A 22,983-nucleotide genomic window follows, 5' to 3' on the forward strand; every position below is an offset into this window, starting at 1 on the left:
GTCGGCCGGCGCCGAGACCGCGGCGGACGACCACACCGATCAGTCGCCCCTGGCCCGACCCCGGTGCCGCCTCCACGACCCGGTCGCACAGCAGTCCGGGCGCGGACGCCGGCAGTGGGCGCGGGCCCGTCTCGTCCGGCACGAAGCTGAGAACCAGCCTCACCCGATTGGGGGGGTCATGGCTGCCCCGATGCGGCGGCGGAACGCTGCGCCGACGCGGATCGATACGCTCGAAAGTCGCACGGTGGGGGCCGGAAGGGGGTGGATCGGTGTCCGAACCGGACCCGGGAGAGGCACTGGCCGGATCACCGGCGGCGCGCAGGCTGGTCCGCGCGATCGCCGCGGATCCCGGCGCCGGTCTCGTCTGCGACGTCGTCGGGCCCGCGGGGGCCGGCAAGTCCACGACGTTGCGCGCCGTCGCCGCGGCCTGGTCCACCTCGGTCACCGACTCGGTCCGGGATGGACACGAGGAGGGGCCGCTCGTCGTCGACGACGCGCACGAGCTCCCCGCACCGGTGCTCGACGCGCTGTGCGAGCGGGCGGCCCGGCCCGGCGCCCGGCTGGTCGTGGCCCGCCGGCCGTGGCCCCGCGGCCCGCGGCTGGCCGCGCTGGGAGCCGCCCTGAGCACCCACCGGCCCCCGCTGGTCCTCGGCACGCTCGACCCCACCGGCGTGGCGGCGCGCGCCGCCCGGCTGCTGGGCGGTCCGGCGGCGGAGCCGCTGGTGGAGCACGTCCACACACGGACCGCGGGCCAGCCCGCGCTGGTCGACCGGATGCTCGCCGAGATCGTCGAGCGGATCGGCCCGCAGCACCGCTCCCGGCTGGTGCGCGGCGCCCCGCCCGGCTCCCTGCGGGTGCCGGTACCGACCGGCCTGCTCGACCAGCTCGGACACCGGCTGTGGGCGCTCGACGCCCGTGTGCGCGAGCTCGCCGTCGCCGTCGCCCTGGGTGCCCCGCTCGACGCCGAGGTGCTGGTTCCCCTGCTCGGCCTGCTCGACTCCGCCGGCGGCGGGATCGACGAGGTCGACGAGCTCGTGGAGGAGGCCCGGGCCGCGGCCGTCCTCACCCCCACCGGCGGCCCCGCCCCGCTCGTGGCCACCGCGATCCTGCGCGCGACCCCCGAGGCCCGCCGGCTCGAGATCCGCCGCACCCTCGCCGAGATCGAGCTGGACCGCGGCGGGAGCGTGCTCACCGCGGCCCGCGGCATGCTCGGCACCGGCGCGACCGGCACCCGCTCCGCCGAGGTCTTCACCGCCGCCGGCGACGAGCTCGCCCGCACCGGCGGCGACGAGGACGCCGGGCCCTTCTACGCCGCCGCCGTCGCGGCCGGGGCACCCGCCCTGCCGCTCGCCGCGCGCCGCGCCGAGGCCGCGATCCGCGCCGGCCGGCTCGACGACGCCCTCGCCGAGGCCGACCAGGTCCTGTCCTCGCTGGACCGGGTCGACGTCGACGACGCCCTGCGCGCCGGGACGGTCGCGGCCGCGGTCCTCGCTCACCGCGGCATGCTCGCCCGCAGCGCGGAGCTGTACCGCTGGATGGCGGGGGCGGGCGCGCCGACGGCCCTCGCGGTCCCCGCGCTCGTCGGCACGGGGGCGCTCGAGGAGGCCCGGGCGGCACTGCACACCACGGCCCCGATGCCCGCCCCGCCGTCGCCCCCGGTCCCGGGTGGTGCCCCGGCCTCGGCCGGTGCGGTGCTCGGTGCTCCGCCCGGCTTCGGCGGGAGCGCACCCACCGGTGGTCCGGCCCGGCCCCCGACCCTGCTCGCGGGCGCCGAGGAACTCACCGCGCAGGGCGTGTTCGACTCGGTCACCGGTTCGCCGACCCGCGCGCTCTCCCAGCTCGCCCGGGCCGCCGCACTGCTCGAGTCGTCCACCCGGGCCGCGTTGCTGCCGGACACCCCGGCCGCCCTGGCCGCCCTGGTGGCGGTGCAGACCGGAGAGCTGGAGGTCGCCCGCTCGCTCCTGGACCGGGCCGTCGCCGTCCGGCTGGGTGGACCCGCGGCCGCCGCCCGCCACCGGCTCCTGCTCGGCTGGATCGCGCTGAACCGCGGCGCCTTCGGGTCCGCCCGCACCCATCTCGACGCGGTGGGCACGGGTCCGCTGGAGCCCCGGGACGAGCTGCTCGCCTCGGCCCTGGAGGTCGCCCTGGCCCGGCGCGCCGGCGACCTCGCCACGCTCATGCCGCTCTGGGGCCGGGCCCGCGAGGCGATCGTGCGCCATCCCGTGGACCTCTTCGTGCTGCAGCCCTTGGGGGAGCTGGCGATCGCCGCGACCCGGCTGCGCGAGCCGAGCTGGGTCCGCCCGCACCTCGACGAGGCGGAGGCCCTGCTCGACCGGCTCGGCAGCCCGCCGCTGTGGGCCGCGCCGTTGCACTGGGCCCGGCTGCACACGGCGATCCTGGCCGAGGACCGCGAGGAGGCCGCGGCGCACGCGGCGGCCCTGCAGGGATCGGCGTGCGGCAGCCGCTTCGCCGAGGCGATGGCGGTCGCGGCGCCGCACTGGGTGGCGCTGCTCGACTCCCGGGTCGACGCCGTGGCGGTCGAGGCCGCCGCCCGGGGCCTGCACGCCGTCGGCCTGTCCTGGGACGGCGGCAAACTGGCCGGCCAGGCCGCGATCCGTACCGACGACCGCCGGGCGATGAGCACCCTGTTGACGTGCGCCCGCGCACTGCAGGGCCAGCAGGGGCAGCCGGCGCCGGCACGGACGTCGTCGACGCCCGACCCGGCGCCGGAGGCGGCCCGCGCGGCCGCCGAGGAGGATCCCGCGGACGGCCCGCTCTCCGACCGCGAGCGCGAGGTCGCCGCCCTGGTGCTGGAGGGCCTGACCTACAAGCAGATCGGCGAGAAGCTGTTCATCTCGGCCAAGACCGTGGAGCACCACGTGGCGCGGATGCGCCAGCGGCTGGGCTCGACGAGTCGCGGCGAGCTGTTCGCACAGCTCAAGCGGATCGTCGGGTAGCGAACCCGGCGGCGGTCGGGTCGGGTGCTGTTCAGTGCAGCCGCGCCAGCATCCCCTCGCAGCTGCGCACCACGACCCGGGCGGCGTCGGCCGTCGCCCGGCTCGCGAGCGGGCTCTCCGCCCGCCGCTGCCAGCGGACGACCGCGTCGAGCGCGGCCGCGCGCAGCTCGTCCGGCCCCGCCGCGGGGTCGAGGCCGAGCCGGGCGGCGACGCCGCTGCCGTCGCCGCCCAGCAGGCGCTCGGCGTCGGGCAGCGCGTCGGCGGGGAAGGTCACCGCGCCGGCCCGCAGCGCGGACAGCATCCGCAGCTCGACGAACTCGTGGGCGCCGGCCAGGATCCGCTCCATCTCGGCGGCGAGCGGCTGCGCGGCCGGCCGCGGCTCGCGCTGCAGCACCAGCTCGACGGCGAGCAGCGCCGACCGCGCCTTGAGCAGCTCGCGGCGCTCGGCGAACTGTGTGGCGAGCACCGAGCGCAGGTCCTCCAGCCCGCTGCGCCGCACCAGCTCCGCGGCCAGCGCCGACGGGTCGGTCGTGCCCTGGCGGACCAAGGTGGTGCCGAGCCGGACGCCGAAGAGCCCGAACCGCTCCACCAGCCGCGCCCGCACCTCCGTCGCCGGCGCCCCCTCCACCTCCCGGTTGGCGAAGCGGTCCGCCGAGAGCAGCAGGGCGTCGAGGTCGGCGCGCGGCATGCCGGCGAGGGCGGCGAGCGCCGCGTACTCGTCCTGGCGCATGGTGCGGCCGGTCTGGGCGAGCAGCCCGGCCACGGCCACGACGGTCTGGCAGAGCCCGCGGATCTTCGTGTCGGACCGGTAGCGGCGGGCGATGCGGCGGGCCGAGCTGAGCGCGTCGAGCCGGCCGACGCCGATCTCGTCCGCCCGGGACAGCACCGCGATCGTGTTGACCGGGGTCGCCCGAGCGACCCCGCGGTCCAGGAAGGACTCGAGGAACCGCACGTCCGTGCTGTGCAGGTGGCGCATCAGGTAGACGACGGCGTCGGCCTGGGAGGGCGAGTCGTCCGGGGCGAGGAAGGCGCCCGCCCGGGCGGCGGTGTCGGCCGACAGCGACGCGATGCCGGGGGTGTCGACGAGCGTGGTCGTCCGCAGGTACTGCGACGGCCAGTCGACGACGAGCCGGTCCACCTGGTCGGCCGGCAGCCCGCCGAGGTCGAGCTGCAGGGCGCCGCGGGACCGGGCGATCGTGAGCTGCCGCGGGGCGCCGGCGCGCGGGAACAGCTGCACCCGCGGCGCCGGCGCGTCCTGGTACCAGGTGACGACCCGGGTGCACTCCCCCGCGTCCGTCGGCGCGATCTCCTCGCCGACCAGCGCGTTGAGCAGCGTCGACTTGCCCGCCTTGACCTTGCCGGCGATCGCGACGCGCAGCGGCTCCTCGAACCGGCCGAGGTGGTGGCGCAGCCAGCCGACGGCCTGCGGGCTGTCGGCGTAGACGTCGATCGCGCGGCGGAGCAGGGTCCGGACCTCGGCGCCCAGGCCCACCGGTCGGGCCACCGTCCGGGTCGTCGGGTGATCGGTCACTTCTCGTCCACCAGCGCCCGGGCCCGCTTCGCGAGGGACTCGACCCGCGCGATCTCGGCCTTGAGGTCCTCGATCCGCTTCTTCCGCTGCGACGCGTCCGTGCTCACCGCGCTCTGGGCCGCCGACACCGACGTCGCGAGCGACACCGACAGCTCCTCGGCCAGCACGGTGAAGTGGTCCCGCAGCTGCCGCTGGGCGCGGCGCAGCGTGTCCCGCGAGTCCTTGCCGACCTGGAAGGTGACCTCGTCGATGTGCCGGCGCACGGCACTCTTCGCCTCCGACCGGCGCCGCTCGCGCAGCCGCTTGCGCTCGTCGCGCACGGTCTTGCCGCCGAACAGCAGGCCGGCGGCGATCGAGAACGGGTTGAGCAGGGCGAGGCCGGCGAAGCTCGTCGCGAGGCCGATCATCAGCAGGCCGCCGTAGCCCCCGCGCATGCCGACGAACAGCTTCTGGCCGATGCCGAACTTCTCGCCCTCCGGCTGCTCGAGCGCCTGGACCGAGCCGCCCAGGCGGCTGCCGTCGATCTGGATCTCCGGGATCGCCGCGTCGGCACCTTCGGCGAAGTGCTCGGAGACCTGCTCGGCGAGCCAGCGGGCGCGCTGCGCGGTCCACACGTAGTTGGCCGAGGTCGCCTGGCTCACCTGTTGGTGGAACCAGTGGGCGAACTGGTCCCAGATGTCGGCGGGGTCGGCGTCGTCGAGCAGCTGCTCGGCCTCCCGGGTGACCGCGCGGAGCCGGTCCCGTAGGTCGTACTCGATGTCGGAGATCAGGTCGGCGACGCCGTCGTTGAGCGTGATCTGCCAGCGTGCCGAGCGCTGCCGCAGGTCGTCCGCCCGCGCCTTGGCCCGGGTCAGCTCCTGGACGAGCGCCTCGGCCCCGCCCGGATCCTCGAGGGCGGCGAGCTCGGCGGTGAACTGCGCGGAGAGCTGCTCGGCGACGGCCCGGACGTCCTGGCTGGTCGAGCGGCGGTCCAGGTCGTCCGCCCGGGCGACGACCTTGCGCAGCAGGAACCCGACCAGCGGTGCGAACCCGGACTCGCTCATCAGCTCGGCGTCGCCGGTCTCGGCACCCGCGAGCCGCAGCGCCGAGGAGACCGGGTAGATCTCCGCCTCCACGCCCACCTTCTCCAGGTGGCCCTTGTCGAGCTCGACGATCTTGCGCCAGTGCGGGTACAGGTCGGTCTTGGTGACCACGCACCCGACGTTGGGGCACAGGCCCATCGCCGAGCGCAGGAAGTCGATCTCGGGCGCGGTGTACTCCTGCGCGGCGTCGGAGACCAGGACGACGGCGTCGGCGGTCGGCAGGGCGGCCATCGTCGCGGCGCCGTGGGCGGAGCCCAGCCCCCCGACCCCCGGCGTGTCGACGAGCACCAGGCCGCTCTGGAGCAGCTTGCGGGGCAGCGTCACCTCGGCGTGGTGCAGGCCGGCGCGGTTCTCGGGGTTGCCCGCCTCGGAGACGAAGTCGGCGAGCCGGGAGGACTCGACCACGGTCCGTTCCTCGACGGGCTCGGTGCCCTCCGCCGCGCCCGGCGGCACCTTCACCAGCGTGACGGTGGTGGTCTCGCCGAAGCGGACCTCCGTGGGCACGGCGGTGGCGATGTCGTCGTCGACCGGGCAGACCGGGGCGTTGACCAGCGCGTTCACCAGCTGGCTCTTGCCCTGCTTGAACTCCCCGACGATCAACACCCGCACGTTCGGGTCGGCCAGCCGGGCCCGGGTCGCCTGCAGCCGGACGGAGAGATCCGGACGCTCGTAGGCCGTCGTGGCCTTGAGCGCCAGGTCGACCAGCTGGACCGCTGCCGGTACCGCCACCGAATCGTCGTCCTCCCCGGTCCCGACCGTCGGGACACCTGCCCGTCACATTCTGCCTACCCGATCGCGGCCACGACGAAGGCCCCGTCACCCCGGGCGGGGTGACAGGGCCTCCGGATCGCGCGAGGGGCGGATCAGACGTGCACGTCCACCTCGTTGCCGCTGCCGATGTTGGTCTCGGTGTCGACGTCGGTGTCGCTGATCGTGGTGTCCTCGTCGGACACGCTCGACTCGAACGAGAAGTCGTCGTTGTAGGAGTCGTCGATCGACGTCGAGGTGTTGGTCTCGGTCGAGTACTCGTTGCCCGAGTTGTCGACGTCGTAGCTCCCGCTGGAGTTGCCGCCGACCGAGAGGGCGCCGCCCTCGTCGACCGAGACGTCCTCGAAGGAGGCGCTGTTGGCGTCGCCGGAGCCGAACGCGGTGGTGTTGCCGTCGCCGTCGACCACGTCGTTGCCGTCGCCCACGACGTTGCCGTTCCCGGTGGTGACCGTCGAGTCCTCGATGTCGCCGCCGGCCGCCACGGCCCCGTCACCGGACGCGGTCACCGCGTCGATGTCGATCTCCTGGCGGAAGTCCCCGCCGTCCGTGTCGATGTGCTGGTTGATCGAGTTGTCGACGATGGTGTCGCGGTCGTCGGTCCAGTTGTTGGTGACGTACGTGTTGAGGTACTTGACGGCGTGCTCGTGGTCGGACTCGTGCGGCTCCTTGTGCGGGGGCGGCGGCGGGGTGTGGTGGTGGTTGCCACCGGTGTCGTGGTTCCGCTCGAAGTCCGAGTCGTCGTTGTCCTGGATGAGGAGCACGGCGTCGTGCACGTCCTCGGCGGTGAACTCGGTGAGGCCGCAGCCCTCGATGTAGGCGGCGGGGTCGGCCTTGAAGGCCTCCGCGGCCTCCGGGTCCTTGAGCAGGCTCAGCAGCAGTTCGATGAGGGTCTGGGGGGAAGCCATGTCTGTGGTCTCCGTGACGTTGGTGAAGGTCGGTGGAAGGGGGAGCGGAGATCAGGCGTCGACGTCGACCTCGTTGCCGCTGAGCACGTTGGTCTCGGTGTCGATGTCGGTGTTGGTCTCGGAGTAGGAGTCCGAGTGCGACTCGAACGACACGTCGGTGGTCTCGTTGTACGAGTCCTCGATGTCGATGTCGGTGTTGGTCTCGTTGCTCACCGAGTTGTACGAGTCGGAGACGTCGTAGTCGCCGGTCGCGTTGCCGCCGACCGAGAGGGCGCCGCCCTCGTCCACGGAGACGTCCTCGAAGGAGGCGCTGTTGGCGTTGCCCGAGCCGAACGCCGTGGTGTTGCCGTCGCCCTCGACCACGTTGTTGTCGTCGCCGACGATGTTGTCGTCGCCCGTGGTGACGACCGAGTCCTCGATGTCGCCGCCGGCGGCGACCGCGCCCTCGCCCGAGGCGGTGACGGCGTCGATGTCGATGTCCTGGCGGAAGTCGCCGCCGTCCGTGTCGATCTTCTGGTTCACGGAGTTGTCGACGATGGTGTCGCGGTCGTCGACGTAGTTGTTGGTGACGTACTTGTTGATGTACTCGACCGCGCCCTTGTGGCCGTCGTGGTCGCCCTCGTCGTGCCCGCCGTCGTGGTGCCCGCCGTCGTGGTGACCGCCGTCGTGGCGCGGGGCCGCGGCGGCCGCGACCAGGTGGTTGCTGCCCGTGTCGTAGTTCCGGTCGAAGGACGCGGTGTCGTTGTCCTGGATCAGCACGAGGGCGTCGTGCACGTCCTCGGCGGTCAGGTCCTCGAGGCCGGCGTCGCGGAGGGTGCCGTACGGGTCCTCGCGGAAGTCCTCCTGGAGGTCGAGGGACTCCTCGTCGTTGCCGATGAGCTTGAGGAGGAACTCGAGCAGCGTCATGGGGATCGTCTCCGTGGGTCGGGTGTGTCGGTGTCGCCCCGGGCGACCCCGGCTGGCGTTGATCCGAAAGGTAGGAGGGCGGGGCGGCCCCGCCATCGGGGATCGGGCACGGTTCCCCACTGGGTGGCATAGGGGATCGGGGGCCGGGGGCCGTTAGGGGGTGCGGGGCCCGGCACCCCTCGATGTCACTCGATCGTGTCAGGCAGGGGTCGGGGACGATAACGCCGCGGCTCCGCGGCGCGATGGCGTCACAGGCGCGCGGGGGCGTGCCGGAGGCAGAGCTGCCGGTTCGGCGGGGGGAACGACGATGGGCTACCAGCTCGGCATCGACCTGGGGACGACATACAGCGCGGCGGCCGTGTGCCGGCCGGTGGGCGAGCAGTGGGTCGCACCGGAGATGGTCTCGCTCTCGGGCCGACGCACGGACGTCCCCTCGGTGCTGTTCGTCGGGCCGGACGGCGAGGTGCTGGTCGGCGACGCCGCCGAGCGCCGCGCGGTCACCGACCCGGACCGGGTGGTCCGCGAGTTCAAGCGCCGGGTCGGGGACTCGACGCCCGTGGTGGTCGGGGGCCGGGCCTGGGCGCCCGAGGAGCTGTGTGCCCGGCTGGTCCGCTGGATCGTCGACCAGGTCGCCGACCGGGAGGGCGGCCCCGCGGAGCGCATCGCCGTCACCCACCCCGCGTCCTGGGGCGGGCACAAGCTCGAGCTGATGGCGGAGGCGCTGGACGAGCAGGGGCTCGCCGTGACCTTCCTGGCCGAGCCACAGGCCGCCGCCCTGCACTACGCCGCGGGCGAGCGGGTGGCCGCGGGCTCCACCATCGCCGTCTACGACCTGGGCGGCGGCACCTTCGACGCCGCCGTGGTCCGCAAGACCGACCGCTCCCACTTCACCCTGCAGGGCCGGCCCGAGGGGATCGAGCGGCTCGGCGGGGTGGACTTCGACCAGGTGGTGTTCGACCACGTCGTGACCGGTGTGCCCGACGCGTTCGAGGGCCTCGACGACGCCGACCCGGCCGTGCTCGCGGCCGTCGCACGGCTGCGGCGCGAGTGCACCGAGGCCAAGGAGGCGCTGTCGGCCGACACCGAGGCGTCGATCCCGGTGCTGCTGCCCGGGCACCGCGGCGCGGTCCGGCTGCACCGCAGCGAGTTCGAGGAGGCGATCCGGGACCGGGTCGAGGAGACCGTCGAGGCGCTGCGTCGGGCCGTCGCCTCGGCCGGGTTGCAGCCCGCGGGGCTCGACGCCGTGCTGCTCGTCGGGGGGTCCTCCCGCGTTCCGCTCGTCGGGCAGCTGGTGTCACAGGAGCTCGGCCGACCGGTCGCCGTCGACACCGACCCGAAGAACGCCATCGCGAAGGGGGCGGCACTTGCCGTCTCCCCGCGCCCCACCGCGTCCTGGCCGGCGGTGGCGCTCGCGCCGGTCCCGGACGGGCCGATCACCTCGACCGGCGAGGGGCTCGTGCCCCCGGTCCCGCCCGCGGACCCGTCGAGCGACTCCGGCTCGGGCTCCATGCCCGCGCTGATCGGCGCCACCGTGGCGATCGGCCCGCCCGCTGCCGGCCCCCCGACCGGCCCGATCGGCTCCACGGGCCCGATCGGCGCCACGGGCGGATGGGCGACGGCCGGGCCCCCGCCGCGGCCCGGGATCCCGGCGCCGGCCACCGGCGCGGCGGACTGGGACTACGACCCCGAGCCCGCGGGCCGCAGCCGGCTGCCGGTCGGGCTGCTGGTCGGCGTCGGAGGGGCGCTGGCGGCCACCGGCGTGGTGCTGGCGGCGGTGTTCTGGACCTCCCCGGTGCCGGCCGTGAGCAGCGGTGTGGGCGGGATGAGCGTGTCGACCTCGGACCTGCCGTCGGCGGGCCCCACCACGACCTCCCTCGTCCCCGACCCGGCCGCGGCGGATCCCGCCCCCGTTCGGGGCGGGGCCACGGGGTCGGGCGGCGGCGACGCCGGCCGGGCCCCCGCGGCCCCCGCCGGGGGCGGGTCGGGCGGCGGTGGGGGGACCCCGGCCGGCGGCGGTGCGGCCCCCGCCCCGGCCCCCGGCGCGCCCGCACCCGGCTCGTCCGAGCCCGCCCCCGGTTCGCCCCCGCCGGCGCCCGTGTCGTCGAGCCCCCCGCCCCCCGGGGCCAACGACGCGGACGGAGGCGGCGCCGGAGCCGGTGGTGCCGGGGACGGCGGCGACGGTGGCGGCGGTGGCGGCGGCGCGGTGGGGGGCACCGGGGGCGGTGACGCGAACTCGGGCGGGGGCGGCGCCGTCGACCCGGTCACCGACCCGTCCACCCCTCCGGCGTCCGAGGAGATCCCGTCCTCCAGCGGCGCCCCCGCTCCCGCCCCCGCCCCCGCCTCGTCGACCAGCGTGGCTCCGTCGTCCGCCCCGACCACCGTCTGAGCGCCTCGCTGCCCGCGCCGCGGCGGTGTCCGGACCCCTGCCGCCCGAGCCGCTGGACAGAGGGTCTCGCCCCGGGGCCGGCCCCCTCGCTCAGGTGTCCGACGGGTGGCCGGGAGGGGGCGTGTGCGGTGCCCTCACCCGATCCGGGTCTCGGTTCCGTCTCGGCTCGCGCACCCCGCGTGACGTCTCCGCGTCCTCGGCCGATAGTCGGGTACGGCGCCGCGGACGAGGGTGCCCGAGGCGGAACGAGTGCGAGGAGGGTCCCGCGGTGGGTCGGCTGGCAGGGTTGGTGATCGGTCTCGAGGCCGCGGCGGTGGTCGTCGCGTACCTCGCGTTCGGGTGGCCGATGCTGCTGGTCGGGGTCCCGGCCCTGGTCGGCACCGGCTTCGTCCTGCTGTTCGTGCGGCTGTCCGAGAAGCCCCGGGCCCGCCTGCAGGAGGCCCGCGCGGCCCGCTACGAGGACGCCCCGGTGCCCGGCGGACTCATGAGCGGGTTCTTCGAGGTCCCGGTCCCGCAGGGAGCGGCGGAGTCGGACCGCACCCGGGCGTGAGCTGCCGCCCGCCCACCGCCGTGCCACGGTGGTGAGGTGGCCCGAGGCGTCGATCCGTGCTGACCGGCCTGCTGTTCGCGCTCTGCGCGACCGTCCTCAACAGCGGGGCGGGGCTGCTGCAGTCGGCGGCCGCACAGCAGACCACGTCGCGTACGCACCTGGCCCTGCGCCCGCTGTACCTGGCCGGCCTGCTGGTCGACGCGCTCGGCTGGATCTGCACGGTGGTCGCGCTGCGGCACCTGCCGGTCTTCGCCGTGCAGGCCGCGCTCGGCCTGTCCATCGCCCTGACGGCCGTCGCGACGTGGGGGTTGTACGGCATCCGGCTGCGGGTGGCCGACCGGGTGGGCGTCGGGGCGTGCGTCCTGGGGCTGGGGGTGGTCGCGGGCAGCGCGGGCGGTGAGGCCCCGGCGGCGTTCTCCGGCACGGCGATCGTCGTCCTGGGCGCGGCGGCCGCCGCCCTGGCCGTGGCCGCGATCGCGGTGTGGCGGCTACCCGTCGCCTGGCCGTTGTCGCTGATCGCGGGGCTGGGCTTCGGCGGGACCTCGCTCGCGGTCCGCGCCGTGCACGTCGCGCCCGACGCCGCCTTCGAGGTCGGGCAGCTCGCCGGGCAGCCGGCCACCTACCTGATCGGCGTCTTCTGGGTGATCGGTATCACCACCTACTCGCGGGCGCTCACGATCGGCCACCTCGCGGGCGTCACGGCGGTGTTCTCGGTGACCGAGGTGATCGCGCCCGGCCTGGTCGGCATCGTGCTGCTCGGCGACCCGATCCGGGACGGCTGGCTCATCCCGTTCGTGGCGGGGCTCGTGGTCGCCGTCGCCGGCGTGGTGGCCCTCGCGAATGCGCCGGCGGTCGCGACCGGGCACCCTCGGCGCCGGCACGTCCGCTGACCGGCCGAAAGGAGCACCGATGCCGACCTTCACCCACGACGGCGCCACGCTGCACTACGAGGAGCACGGCTCCGGGTTCCCCGTGCTCCTGCTGGCTCCCGGTGGGCTGCGGTCGACCGTCGCCGCCTGGCAGCGCGCCCCCTGGAACCCGGTCGACGAGCTCGCCCCGCTCTACCGGGTCCTGGCGATGGACCAGCGCAACGCCGGGGGCGGCTCCTCCGGGCCGGTCTCCGGCTCGGACGGCTGGGACACCTACACCGCCGACCAGCTCGCCGTGCTCGACCACGCGGGCGTCGAACGGGCGCACGTGCTGGGCATGTGCATCGGCGGCGCCTTCATCGCCAACCTGTTGCGCACGGCGCCGGACCGGGTCGCGGCGGCGGTCGCGCTGCAGCCCATCGGGCTCTCGGGCAACCGGGAGCGGTTCCACGAGATGGTCCAGGACTGGGGCGAGGAGCGCGGGATCCCCGCGGAGGACCTCGCCGGCTTCCGGGACAACCTCTACGGCGGCGACGACGTGCTGTGGAGCGTGTCCGACGCCGACGTCGAGCGCTTCCGGAACCCGATCCTCGTGCTCATGGGCGACGACGAGTTCCACCCGCAGGTCGCGTCACGGACCTTGGCCCGGCTCGCCCCGCACGCGACGCTGCTGGAGACCTGGAAGGACCCCGACAGCATCCCGATGGCGCAGATGGCGGTCGCCGAGTTCCTCACCTCGCACACCCCGGCCTGAGCTCCGTGTCCTGCAGGACGTCTCCCGCGTCCGGTCGGGGGCAGTCGCTCTGGACCACTGCTGCCTCACAGGGTGCGGAAGTACCGCACCGAGGGCAGCGGCGTGTAGCCGCAGTCCTCGTACAGGGCCCGGGCAGGCGCGTGCCCCGGGTCCCCGCCGGTCTCGACCATCGCGACCGTGCTGCCCCGCGCGCGCAGTCGGGTCGTCGCGTGCTCGGTGAGGGCCCTGCCCACGCCGTGCCGCTGCGACTCGGGATCGACGGCGACCATGTGGATCTCCCCGGTCGTCTCGTCGAGGGAGTGCAGGGCGACGAACCCGGCGATCCGGCCGTCGACCTCGGCCACCCAGGCCTCCAGCTCGGTGCAGGCCCGCGCGACGGCCTCGGCCTGGGCGCGCCGCCAGTCCGGGTAGAAGGCCTCGTACACCCCTGACCCGGCCAGCACGCGTCGCATCGACGCGAACACGGGTTCCCAGGCCCGCAGCGACAGCGCGACCACGACGTCGCGGTCCTCGGCGGTGTAGGGGCGCAGGTGGGCCATCGGGCCATCGTGCCCGCCGGCATGGCGGTCACGCAGCCGTCGGATCGACCACCGGCAGGGTGGGCCAGCAGCGGTCGAGCAGTCGGTCGATGTCGGCGCGGCAGGTCTCGAAGGCGGCGGAGGCCCGGCCGCCATTCGCGGGCGATGCGGCGACGCAGCCGGTCGAGGCGGGGGCACTGCCCGGACGTCAGCGGTGGCGGTGCCCAGGGGGCGCCCGGCGCCACCGAAGCCCGGCGACGACGAAGGCCCAGCTCCGGTGTGGACACCGTCTGAGCTGGGCCTTCGCGTTGAGAGCGGATGACGGGAATCGAACCCGCGTATTCAGCTTGGGAAGCTGATGTTCTACCATTGAACTACATCCGCAGCGCGTGAGGACGACTCTAGCATCCCGCCCGCGGACCTCCTCCACCCCTTCCGGACGTGATCTCCACCAGGTCGCCTAAGGTGGCCGTCGCCGACCAGAGGAGGCTCGCCGGTGCTGCTGTCCGACCGCGACCTGCGCAAGGAGATCGAGTCCGGGCGCCTCGGGCTCGACCCGTGGGACGAGGCGATGCTGCAGCCGTCGAGCATCGACGTGCGGCTGGACCGCTTCTTCCGGGTCTTCCAGAACTCCCGCTACACCCACATCGACCCGTCGATCCAGCAGGACGAGCTGACCACCCCGGTCGAGACCGTCGACGGGGACAACTTCGTGCTGCACCCGGGCGAGTTCGTCCTCGGCAGCACGTTCGAGCAGGTCTCCCTGCCCGACGACCTGGCGGGCCGGTTGGAGGGCAAGTCGTCGCTCGGCCGTCTCGGTCTGCTCACCCACTCCACCGCAGGCTTCGTCGACCCCGGCTTCACCGGCCACATCACGCTCGAGCTGTCCAACGTCGCGAACCTGCCGATCACGCTCTGGCCGGGCATGAAGATCGGCCAGCTGTGCCTGTTCCGGCTGTCCAGCCCGGCGGAGCGGCCCTACGGCAGCGAGGGCGTCGGCTCCCGCTACCAGGGGCAGCGGGGCCCGACGCCCTCGCGCGCGTGGAAGAACTTCCACAAGGTCGACACCGGGCGCTGAGGCTCGGGCCGCAGGGTCAGGCCGCGGCCACCCGCGCGTCCCAGCGGAAGTGGCGCGCGGCGAGCCAGCCGAACAGCAGGGGCCACACGACCAGCGAGACGAGCAGGTACGGCGTCCACGGTGCGCCGTAGGCGACCCGGCTCAGCGCCCCGAGCGCCCCGCCCGGCAGCAGCGCGAGCGCGTCGGGCCAGCCGCCCGCGGGGATCACGGCGATGATCACCGCCGACCCGACCACCACGAAGAACAGCGGCAGTGTGGTGATCTGCGCCCGCTCGGCGGAGGGGGTCACGATCGTGGTCGCGAGCGCCGCCGTCGTCACCAGTGCGAGCCCGCCCACCACGGCGAGCGGCAGCGCGAGCGGCGCCGTCGGCACCTCCAGGCCGGCGACGACGTCGAACAGCGCGAACAGGACCATCTGCGCCAGGGCGAGCACGGCGGCGGGGCCGATGGTGCCGGCCAGCAGCCCGCCGTCGGAGATCCCGCTGGTGCGGAAGCGCTTGAGCACCCGGGACTGGCGCCGGGCGACCAGGGTCTGCGTCCCCCCGACGTACACGCCCATCCCGAGCGCGAACACCAACTGCATGGCGACGACGTAGCTCGGCGAGCCGATCTGGGTGACGGTCAGGAACACGCCGAGGGCGAGCGGCACGACCAGCACCGAGGTCAGCAGCGTCCGGTTGCGCAGGATCAGCCTCAGCTCGGACCAGACCAGAGCGGCGACGCGGTCCATCACACCTCCTCGTTCGTGTCGGGGCGGATCGATTCGGAGCGGATCGAGTGGTAGATGTCGGCGAGCGACGCCGGCGCGGCCCGCAGGTCGGACAGCCGCACTCCGCGTTCGGCCGCCCAGGTCAGGAACGCGGTGAGGTCGCGCTGCAGGTCCGTGGTGCGCACCCGGACGGTGCGGCCCTCCAGCGGCACGCCGTCCGGCGGCGTCACGCCGTCGGGGAGCGTCGCCGAGAAGCCGGCGGGCCGGCTCGCGAGGATCTGCTCGAGCGTGCCGGACACGGCCAGCCGCCCCTCGTGCATGATCGCGACGCGGTCGGCCAGCGCCTCGGCCTCCTCCAGGTAGTGCGTCGTGAGGACGACCGTCCGGCCGGCCTCCTGCAGCTCCTGGATCGCGTCCCAGGTCCGCCGGCGCGATCCCGGGTCCAGCCCCGTCGTGGGCTCGTCGAGCACGACCAGCTCGGGCGAACCCCACACCGCCGTCGCGAGGTCGAGACGCCGCTTCTCCCCGCCGGACAGGGCCGCGATCCGGACGTCCCCGCGGTGCGCCAGGTCGAAGCGCTCCAGCAGCCGGTCGACCCGGTCGGGCCGGATCGCCAGCTTCCCCCACAGCTCGAGGGTCTCGCGGACCGTCAGCTCCTCGACGAACCCACCCTCCTGCAGCTGGATCCCCATCCGCGCCCGGAGCCGGCCCCGCTGGCTACCGGGATCGAGGCCGAGGACCGCGACCTCGCCGTCGCTGCGCCGCTGGAAGCCCTCCAGGACCTCCAGCGTGGTCGTCTTGCCCGCGCCGTTGGTGCCCAGCAGCGCGAACACCTCGCCGCGCAGGACCTCGAGGTCGACCCCCCGGACGGCCTCGAACGTCCCGTACCGCACGCGCAGTCCCCGTACCCGGATCGCCGTGTCCTGTCCCCCCGTGCCGGCCACCGCCGGCCGGCTCACCGTCTCCGTCATGTCCACCACCGTGCCCGCCGGACGGTGCCTCCCGGTAGGACGTCGCGTCACCCGTCCCGCTGACACTGCGCACGCGTGCACATGACAGCTGTCATCGGGCGCGCCGCGGACGCCGGCCGGGGCGGCCGCCTCGGCTACGGTCGGCCCGTGACGAGCGACCGTCCGCCGGCCGGGGAGCCCGCCGGGCCCCGGGGGCAGCCCACCGCCGGCCCCGCAGGACGTCCCACGGCCGGGACGAGGGGACGGATCACCGTCGGGTCGAGGGGGCGGCTCCCCGCCGAGGAGCGGCAGGTCCTCGCGGCGCGACGGTTCAACCGGATCGGGCTGGTCATCACCGTCGGCTGGCTGCTGCTCGTGCCCGCGTTCGTGCTGTGGACGGGGCTGCCGGAGCCGGCCTGGCTGGCCGTCCTCGTCCCGTTGTACCTCGCGGCGATCGCGCTGCACCTGCTCCGGATCCGGCGCCACGTCCGGTCGCTGGGCACCCCGGCCCCAGCGGCGTTCGTGGCGGCCGCGTGCGTGGTGGGGCTGGCGATCACGCTCGTCGGCGTCGCGGCGTCGTGGGCGGGATGGACGTGGGCGCTCGTGGCCGGGGTCCTGCTGGGCGACGTCGTCGCGGGCCGGCGGGCACGCGTCATCGCCCTGTGGGTGGTGGCCTCGGCCGGGATCGTGCTCGGCCTGACCTACGCCGTCGGCGTGCTCGCCCCCGCGGCCGAGGACGTCCCCGTCTCGCCGTGGTTCGCGGCCGGAATCTCCGCGTTCTACGTGGCGAGCATGTGGTGTCTCGACGTCGAGCGGCTCTGGTGGTTCAAGGCCGTCACCGACCTGGACGACTCCCGCCGCACCGCCGCCGAGCTGGCCACCGCCCGCGAGCGGCTCCGGCTCGCCGACGACCTGCATGACATCCTCGGGCACGCGCTCGAGGTCGTCGCCTTCAAGAGCGAGCTCGCCGCCCGGCTGCAGGAGGTCGACCCGGACCGCGCGCGCTCGGAGATGGACGAGGTGCAGCGGGTGGCGCGCGAGTCGCTGACCGAGGTCAGGGCCCTGGTCCGGAACACCCGGGACACCGACCTCGCCGCCGAGCTCGCGGGGGCGCGGGCGGTGCTCGGGTCCGCCGGGGTGGCGCTGGAGGTACGCGGCGACCCGGACACCGTCGCGCCCCCCCGCGCGCAACGTCCTCGGCCGCGTGCTGCGCGAGGCCATGACCAACGTCCTGCGGCACGCCCAGCCGAGCCGCTGCACGATCGAGATCGGCGCGGACCGGCTGGTGGTGTGCAACGACGGGGTGTCGGCCCCCGGCGACGGGAGGGGCACCGGACTCGCCGGGCTGGAGCGCCACCTGGCGGAGCACACCGGGCGGCTCGCCGCCGGCGACGACGGGCGGGGCGGCTACCGGCTCGAGGCGGTCCTCGGGGAAGGCCGGTGATCCGCCTCGTCCTGGCCGACGACGAGTCGCTCACCCGCGGGGCCGTCGGCGCGCTGCTGAACCTCGAGTCGGACCTGACCGTGGTGGCGGAGGCGTCCTCGGGCGACGAGGCGGTCGCGGTGATCGCCGCGCAGGAACCCGACGTCGCGGTGCTCGACGTCGAGATGCCCGGCCTCGACGGCGCCGAGGTCGCCCGGTGGGTCCAGGCCCACGCGCCCGGGGTCCGGTGCATCGTGCTGACCCGACACGCCCGGCCCGGGGTGCTGCGGCGGGCGCTCGCGGCCGGGGCCGCCGGTTTCGTGACCAAGAGCGCGCCGGCCTCCCAGCTCGCCGACGTGATCCGCAGGGTGCACGGTGGCGGCCGCTACGTGGACCCCGACCTGGCGATGACCGCGCTCGCGACCGAGGACTGCCCGCTCACCCAGCGGGAGCTGCAGGTCCTGCGCAGCGTCGGACAGGTGGGACCGGCGGGCACGGCCACCGACATTGCGCGACGCGTGCACCTCTCGGCCGGCACGGTCCGCAACTACCTGTCCTCCGCGATGCAGAAGCTCGGGGTGGCGACGCGGGTCGAGGCGCTGGAGCGGGCGCGCGACCACGGCTGGTTGTGAGGCCGCCACCAGCGGCGTCTGGTGGATCGTCCGCCGCGGTCTCGCGCCCGCACGGCCCTTGGCTGCGTTGTCGCCGGGCCCGGACACGCCCGTTGTGAGGACCCGGCTCCGCCTCACCAGGAGCCGCCCGGATCACCGAGTCCATCGACGGTGATCCACCGGACGCCCCTTAGGCTGGTCGGCGATGGAGCGCCGCGATCCTGCAGCCCGCCCCGATCCCTCGCCCGGGACGGGGGCGTGGCGCAGTGGGCGGCACGCGCCGGTGAGGCGCTCGACCCCGGGGTCCGAGGAGACGCGGGTCGACCGCGGCCCCGTGAGCGCCGACGACGAACGCACGAGTCCCGGGGCACAGGTCGTCCGGCGCGGCGAAGGCGCTGCGGGGCCGCGGGACGATGGCGACCGGCGGCCCGGGCAGGAGTGGGCCTCCGCGCTGGAGTGGCTCGAGCAGGACCCTCCGGCACGGGGTCGTGGCGAGCAGGAACGGCCCGAACGGGACGGACCTGAGCAGGGCGACGGCGAGCGGGAGCGGGTCCGGAGGGACCGGCGCGCCCGTGAGGACCGGCGGGAGGAGGGCACGTCGGGCTCCGCCGGGGGTACCGACCGGGACCAGCCGCAGCCGCGCGGAATCCGAGCGCCGGACGTGTCGGTCTTGCGCAGGTTCCGCCCGGGGAGCTGGCGCGGGGCGGTCGGGCTCGGGATCCTGGGCGCGGCGGCCCTGCTGTTCCTCTTCCTGGCGTTCGACGACCGCGCCCGCTGGTGGGTGCCGGTCGCGGCCGGGCTCGTGGTGCTCGTGCTGCTGTCGCTCCTGCGGCTGGATCGGCTCCTCAAGGGCTGGACCTGGCACGTCGCCGGGGCCGCGCTGCTGGCCGGGCTCGTGCACGAGACCGCCGGGAACCCGTGGTCCTGGGCCTTCGCCGCGAGCATCGGGGTGCTGATCGCCGGGCTGCTGCGGTTGCCGCGATGGCAGCTCGCCGCGGTCGGGGCGGCCCTGTGTCTGGTGTCGTTCGTGGGCTACCAGTTCCGCGCCGCCGAGGTCCGCGACCAGGAGGCGCAGCTCGCGCAGCAGGCCGGCACGCAGATGCGGGCGGGCTTCGGCTACGACCGTCCCGACCTCGTGCTGACCAAGCTCGGCGAGGGCCTGACCCCGGCCGATCCGGAGGCGGTGTGCCGGCTCCTCGACCCCGCCGCCCAGACCCAGCTGGCGCAGGCCACCGGTACCGCCGACTGCACCGCCGGGGTCGGCGCGGCCGCGAGCCGGGTGCCGGCGGGCAGCCCCACCGCCGCGCCCCGCGCCTCCACCTCGCCCACCCCGGTCCCGCCGCCGGGCACGGTCCTCGCCCTCGACGGCTGCGCCACCGCCTGGGGCCTCGCTCTCCCCGCACTGGGCACCGTCGACGCGGTGCGCACCGACAACACCGCCAAGGCCACCTGGCGGGTCGCGCGCTTCCGCCCCTGCCCCTGACCGCGCACCCCTCAGCAGGCCCCCGCGAGTCGCGCTGTGGGCATCCGCGAGTCGGGCTGTGGGCTTCCGCGAGTCGGGCTCTCACCGCCCGCGAGTCGCGCTGTGGAAATCCGCGAGTCGCGCTGTGGGTTTCGGCGAGTCGCGCTCTGATCCGACCTCCGCCGAGTCGCGCTGTGGCCGGTCAGGGAGTCGAGCGCTCGGCCGAGCTCGCAAGATCGTTGTTCAAGGTGACATTCGGCCACACGCGGCCACGAACGGTCCGGTACGACGATCACGGCGTCTTCTGCGGCACAGTCCCCCGTCGCGCCCGCACCCCATCCATGCGCTGGCCCCGAAACACCACCGCTCCGAAGCGCCACCGCCCGCGAGAACATCACCGCCCGCGAGAACATCACCGCCCGCGAGAACATCACCACCGCCCCCGAGAACACCGCCCCCGCCGAGAACACCACCGCTCCGAAACACCACTGCCTCCGAGAACGCCTTCGGACCCGAGAACACCACCGGCCCCGCGATCGAGGATCGCGGGGCCGGTCAGTGGATCTGTGTCAGGAGGCGGAGTCGCCCTTCTCACCGGTGCCCGAGGAGGCGTCGGTGCGGGCGTGGCCGTTGGTCTCCGGCTTGGGACCGGAGCCGTTGGCGCCCGTGGACTCCTTCGACGCCTCGGTCGACCCCGTCGGCGGCTCCGACGGCCCGGCCGTGTCGGCGGGTGCCTCGTCGCTCGGGGACTTGCCCGATCCTTCGACGGCGGCGTCGTTCATCTCGGTTGTGACCTCGGACTTGTCCGCGTCGGGCGCCGTGGCGCCGGCGGCCGTCGCCTTCTCCGCGACCGCGTCGCCCGGCGCCTCGGCCGGCTTCACCGTCCCCGCCGCGGCCTCGGGGGAGGCGGAGGCGTCGGCCGCGCCCGAGTCGGCGGCGCCGGCCGGGGTGTTCTCGGTGAGCGGAGCGGACGTGGTCTGCTCGACGTCGCCCTCGGTCGCCTCCTCGTCCGCCGGCGTGGCGACGGCCGAGTCCCCTCGCCGGACCGACGCGAGCAGCATCTGCGCGACGTCCTGGACCTGGACCTGCTCGCCCTCGCCGCCGGCCTGCTTCTGGGTCAGGCCGTCGCCGATCATGGTGCGGCAGAACGGGCAGCCGACGGCGATCGTGCCCGCCGCGGCGGCCGCGCCGTCGCCCCCGGCGGGGGAGAGCGTCTCGAGCGCCTCGGTGGTGCGGGTGACGTTGATCCGCTGCCCGATCCGCTCCTCCATCCACATCCGCGCTCCACCGGCGCCGCAGCACATCGAGCGGTCGCCGTGCCGGGGCATCTCGGTGAGCGTGCCGACGGCGGAGACCAGCTCGCGCGGCTCCTCGTAGACCTCGTTGTGCCGGCCGAGGTAGCACGGGTCGTGGTAGGTGACGTTCGTCGAGCTGTCGGGGTCGGCGACCGGGACGAGCTTGCCGGTGCGGACCAGCTTGTTGAGCAGCTGGGTGTGGTGGATGACCTCGTAGTGGCCCCCACCATCTCCGTTCTGGCTGAGCTGCGGGTACTCGCGCGACAGCGAGTTGAGGCAGTGCGGGCAGGTGGTGACCATCTTCCGCGTGCCCGGCTCGCGGCCCTCGAACACCGCGTTGAGCATCTCCGCGGTCTGCTGGGCCATCATCTGGAACAGGAACTCGTTGCCCGCCCGCCGCGCCGGGTCGCCGGTGCAGGTCTCCTCGGTGCCCAGGACCACGTAGTTCACCCCGGCCCGGTGCAGCAGCTCGGCGGTGGCGCGGGTGGTCTTCTTGGCGTTGTCGTCGAAGGCGCCGGCGCAGCCGACCCAGAAGATGTACTCGGTGTCCGCCGACAGCTCGCCGTCGAAGACCGGGACCTCGAACGGCAGGTCCTGGGTCCAGGCCAGGCGGTCCTTCTGGTTGGAGCCCCAGGGGTTGCCCTTGTTCTCCAAGTTCTTGAACAGCCCGGACAGCTCCGTGGGGAACTCGGTCTCGATCATGACCTGGTAGCGGCGCATGTCGACGATGTGGTCGACGTGCTCGATGTCGACCGGACACTGCTCCACGCACGCGCCACAGGTGGTGCACGACCACAGCACGTCCGGGTCGATCACGCCGAGCACGTCCTCGCCGCCGACCAGCGGGCGCTCGGCCTCCTTCACCGCGGCCTCGGGAATCGCCGCGAGGCGGGCCTCGGCGTCGTCGCCGGTCAGCCCGACCTCGTCGCCGGTCATGTCCTTGCGCCCGCCGGCCAGCAGGTACGGGGCCTTGGCGTAGGCGTGGTCCCGCAGGGCGTTGACGAGCAGCTTCGGCGAGAGCGGCTTCTCGGTGTTCCACGCCGGGCACTGGCTCTGGCAGCGGCCGCACTCGGTGCAGGTGGTGAAGTCGAGCAGGCCCTTCCAGGTGAAGTCCTCGACCCGCCCGGCGCCGAAGGTGTCGGTGTCCGGGTCGGCCTCCTCGAGGTCGAGCACCTTGCCCTGCGACGTCATGGGCTTGACGTTGCCCAGCGCCTTGCGCCCGTCGTCCTCGCGCTTGAAGTAGATGTTCGGGAACGCGGTGAACCGGTGCCAGGCCACACCCATGGTGGGCTTGGCCGCGATCACGATCAGCCACAGCGTCGCGGAGAGCACCTTCACCGCGGCGAACACCGAGACCAGGTTCGGGCTGGCGGGCAGGACCGTGGACAACGGGCCGGCGACGAAGGTCGACCAGTTCGGGGCGTCGAACGCACCCAGCGCCATCTTCCCGGCGCGCACCACCAGGATGCCCACGCCCTCGAGGAACACGATCGCCTCGACGAAGTACGCCCGGCCCATGTGCGAGCCGTAGAACCGCGACGCCCGCCCCAGCCGGGCCGGGTTGCTCACCTGCCGGTAGACGATCAGCGGCAGGATGCCGACCACCGTGCCGACGCCGAGGAGCTCGACCCACAGCGAGTACGGGCCCCACTCGCCGATCAGCGGCAGGTGCCAGGTCGGGTTCCACACCTCCACGAACGCCTCGATCAGCGCCAGGAACAGCCCGCCGAAGCCGACCATCACCAGCCAGTGGAAGACACCGACGTGACTCCACTTCAGCATCCGGGTGTGGCCGAGTGTCTCCTTGAGCATGGTGGCGAACCGCGCCCCGAACGGGCCCGTCCGCGTCCCGTCGGCCTGGCCCAGGCGGATGATGCTCACCATGCTCGCCACCGTGCGCCAGACCAGCGCCACGGCCACCACGGCGGACAACACCGTGACGATGCCGAGCACGTACTGCACCCAGGTCATGTGGAAGAACCTCCCTGTCGTGGTCCCGGCAAGAAGGCCAGACGCGTGGTTACTGACGAGTAGCAACACGACAAGGCCTCGTTGCGGTCCGCGACGACAATCGCGTGAGCGGGAGAATAGGTCACCGGAGTGGCCCTGCGCCCTGTGACGGGCGCGGCACGCTGCGGTGACGGGGGCTGCCGGACGCGCTCCGCAACTGCTGCTCCCCCGGTCAGGGCGACGTGGTCAGGGTAGGCTTCTGAGAGCGGGATCACCGAC

16 protein-coding genes, 1 tRNA gene and 1 pseudogene are annotated in these 22,983 nt (G+C 74.5%); 9 read left to right on the top strand and 9 right to left on the bottom strand.

Going from position 1 to position 22,983, the window contains the following annotated elements; genetic code table 11:
• Window positions 1-269: 269 nt before the first annotated feature.
• Window positions 270-2,957, top strand: coding sequence for a helix-turn-helix transcriptional regulator (locus ACL02T_RS16085; protein WP_412831526.1), 2,688 nt, complete (start codon window positions 270-272; stop codon window positions 2,955-2,957).
• A 31-nt stretch (window positions 2,958-2,988) separates the two neighbouring features.
• On the opposite strand, the gene ACL02T_RS16090 is transcribed toward ACL02T_RS16085, so the two are convergent.
• The 4 genes from ACL02T_RS16090 to ACL02T_RS16105 all read right to left on the bottom strand — a co-directional run bounded on the left by ACL02T_RS16090 (window position 2,989) and on the right by ACL02T_RS16105 (window position 8,149).
• Window positions 2,989-4,488, bottom strand: coding sequence for a dynamin family protein (locus ACL02T_RS16090; RefSeq protein WP_412831527.1), 1,500 nt, complete (start codon window positions 4,486-4,488; stop codon window positions 2,989-2,991).
• Window positions 4,485-6,299, bottom strand: a complete 1,815-nt coding sequence (locus tag ACL02T_RS16095) for a dynamin family protein (protein ID WP_412831528.1) — start codon at window positions 6,297-6,299, stop codon at window positions 4,485-4,487. The genes ACL02T_RS16090 and ACL02T_RS16095 overlap by 4 nt, the downstream gene beginning before the upstream one ends.
• A gap of 134 nt (window positions 6,300-6,433) precedes the next feature.
• The gene (locus ACL02T_RS16100) at window positions 6,434-7,243 is read right to left on the bottom strand and encodes an IniB N-terminal domain-containing protein (RefSeq protein WP_412831529.1); all 810 of its coding nucleotides are present in this window, start codon (window positions 7,241-7,243) and stop codon (window positions 6,434-6,436) included.
• Window positions 7,244-7,294: 51 nt separating this feature from the next.
• On the bottom strand, window positions 7,295-8,149 hold the full coding sequence (locus ACL02T_RS16105; RefSeq protein ID WP_412831530.1) for an IniB N-terminal domain-containing protein: 855 nt from the start codon (window positions 8,147-8,149) through the stop codon (window positions 7,295-7,297).
• A 307-nt stretch (window positions 8,150-8,456) separates the two neighbouring features.
• Here ACL02T_RS16105 and ACL02T_RS16110 point away from each other — a divergent pair, with 307 nt between their 5' ends.
• From ACL02T_RS16110 to ACL02T_RS16125, 4 genes are all read left to right on the top strand, one after another.
• Entirely contained in the window at window positions 8,457-10,535 is a 2,079-nt protein-coding gene (locus ACL02T_RS16110) for an Hsp70 family protein (RefSeq protein ID WP_412831531.1), read from the top strand.
• Between the two features lie 268 nt (window positions 10,536-10,803).
• Entirely contained in the window at window positions 10,804-11,085 is a 282-nt protein-coding gene (locus ACL02T_RS16115) for a hypothetical protein (RefSeq protein WP_412831532.1), read from the top strand.
• Window positions 11,086-11,141: 56 nt separating this feature from the next.
• Complete coding sequence (locus ACL02T_RS16120) at window positions 11,142-11,975, top strand: hypothetical protein (protein ID WP_412831533.1); 834 nt, start codon at window positions 11,142-11,144, stop codon at window positions 11,973-11,975.
• Window positions 11,976-11,994: 19 nt separating this feature from the next.
• A complete protein-coding gene (locus tag ACL02T_RS16125) occupies window positions 11,995-12,708 on the top strand; it encodes an alpha/beta fold hydrolase (RefSeq protein WP_412831534.1) in 714 nt (237 codons plus the stop codon).
• 65 nt (window positions 12,709-12,773) lie between these two features.
• Here ACL02T_RS16125 and ACL02T_RS16130 read toward each other — a convergent pair whose 3' ends face one another.
• Both ACL02T_RS16130 and ACL02T_RS16135 read right to left on the bottom strand, forming a co-directional pair.
• A complete protein-coding gene (locus tag ACL02T_RS16130; protein WP_412831535.1) occupies window positions 12,774-13,247 on the bottom strand; it encodes a GNAT family N-acetyltransferase in 474 nt (157 codons plus the stop codon).
• Window positions 13,248-13,539: 292 nt separating this feature from the next.
• Window positions 13,540-13,610: transfer RNA gene (locus tag ACL02T_RS16135), tRNA-Gly, on the bottom strand.
• Between the two features lie 112 nt (window positions 13,611-13,722).
• Between ACL02T_RS16135 and dcd the strand changes: the two genes are divergently transcribed.
• The gene (dcd, locus tag ACL02T_RS16140; protein WP_412831536.1) at window positions 13,723-14,304 is read left to right on the top strand and encodes a dCTP deaminase; all 582 of its coding nucleotides are present in this window, start codon (window positions 13,723-13,725) and stop codon (window positions 14,302-14,304) included.
• A 16-nt stretch (window positions 14,305-14,320) separates the two neighbouring features.
• On the opposite strand, the gene ACL02T_RS16145 is transcribed toward dcd, so the two are convergent.
• Both ACL02T_RS16145 and ACL02T_RS16150 read right to left on the bottom strand, forming a co-directional pair.
• Window positions 14,321-15,034, bottom strand: coding sequence for an ABC transporter permease (locus ACL02T_RS16145; protein WP_412831537.1), 714 nt, complete (start codon window positions 15,032-15,034; stop codon window positions 14,321-14,323).
• Complete coding sequence (locus ACL02T_RS16150; RefSeq protein WP_412831538.1) at window positions 15,034-15,984, bottom strand: ABC transporter ATP-binding protein; 951 nt, start codon at window positions 15,982-15,984, stop codon at window positions 15,034-15,036. Before ACL02T_RS16150 ends, ACL02T_RS16145 begins: the two co-directional genes overlap by 1 nt.
• Before the next feature lie 771 nt (window positions 15,985-16,755).
• Here ACL02T_RS16150 and ACL02T_RS16155 point away from each other — a divergent pair.
• From ACL02T_RS16155 to ACL02T_RS16165, 3 genes and pseudogenes are all read left to right on the top strand, one after another.
• Window positions 16,756-17,040 (top strand): annotated as a pseudogene (locus tag ACL02T_RS16155) (histidine kinase); the annotation flags it as partial.
• 363 nt (window positions 17,041-17,403) lie between these two features.
• Complete coding sequence (locus tag ACL02T_RS16160; protein ID WP_412831699.1) at window positions 17,404-18,018, top strand: response regulator transcription factor; 615 nt, start codon at window positions 17,404-17,406, stop codon at window positions 18,016-18,018.
• Between the two features lie 313 nt (window positions 18,019-18,331).
• Window positions 18,332-19,480: a hypothetical protein gene (locus ACL02T_RS16165; protein ID WP_412831539.1), complete on the top strand. Its 1,149-nt coding sequence runs from the start codon at window positions 18,332-18,334 to the stop codon at window positions 19,478-19,480.
• A gap of 548 nt (window positions 19,481-20,028) precedes the next feature.
• On the opposite strand, the gene ACL02T_RS16170 is transcribed toward ACL02T_RS16165, so the two are convergent.
• The gene (locus tag ACL02T_RS16170; RefSeq protein ID WP_412831540.1) at window positions 20,029-22,725 is read right to left on the bottom strand and encodes a heterodisulfide reductase-related iron-sulfur binding cluster; all 2,697 of its coding nucleotides are present in this window, start codon (window positions 22,723-22,725) and stop codon (window positions 20,029-20,031) included.
• Window positions 22,726-22,983: the final 258 nt, after the last annotated feature.

Origin of the sequence: Pseudonocardia oceanicola (genome assembly GCF_047200735.1) — a bacterium.
Classification (GTDB): Bacteria; Actinomycetota; Actinomycetes; order Mycobacteriales; family Pseudonocardiaceae; genus Pseudonocardia.

Coding starts and splice junctions, on each gene's coding strand:
- ACL02T_RS16130 (WP_412831535.1), bottom strand. CDS start 13,247: ATGGCCCACCTGCGCCCCTACACCGCCGAGGACCGCGACGTCGTGGTC.
- ACL02T_RS16110 (WP_412831531.1), top strand. CDS start 8,457: ATGGGCTACCAGCTCGGCATCGACCTGGGGACGACATACAGCGCGGCG.
- ACL02T_RS16105 (WP_412831530.1), bottom strand. CDS start 8,149: ATGACGCTGCTCGAGTTCCTCCTCAAGCTCATCGGCAACGACGAGGAG.
- ACL02T_RS16145 (WP_412831537.1), bottom strand. CDS start 15,034: ATGGACCGCGTCGCCGCTCTGGTCTGGTCCGAGCTGAGGCTGATCCTG.
- ACL02T_RS16150 (WP_412831538.1), bottom strand. CDS start 15,984: ATGACGGAGACGGTGAGCCGGCCGGCGGTGGCCGGCACGGGGGGACAG.
- ACL02T_RS16125 (WP_412831534.1), top strand. CDS start 11,995: ATGCCGACCTTCACCCACGACGGCGCCACGCTGCACTACGAGGAGCAC.
- ACL02T_RS16100 (WP_412831529.1), bottom strand. CDS start 7,243: ATGGCTTCCCCCCAGACCCTCATCGAACTGCTGCTGAGCCTGCTCAAG.
- ACL02T_RS16170 (WP_412831540.1), bottom strand. CDS start 22,725: ATGACCTGGGTGCAGTACGTGCTCGGCATCGTCACGGTGTTGTCCGCC.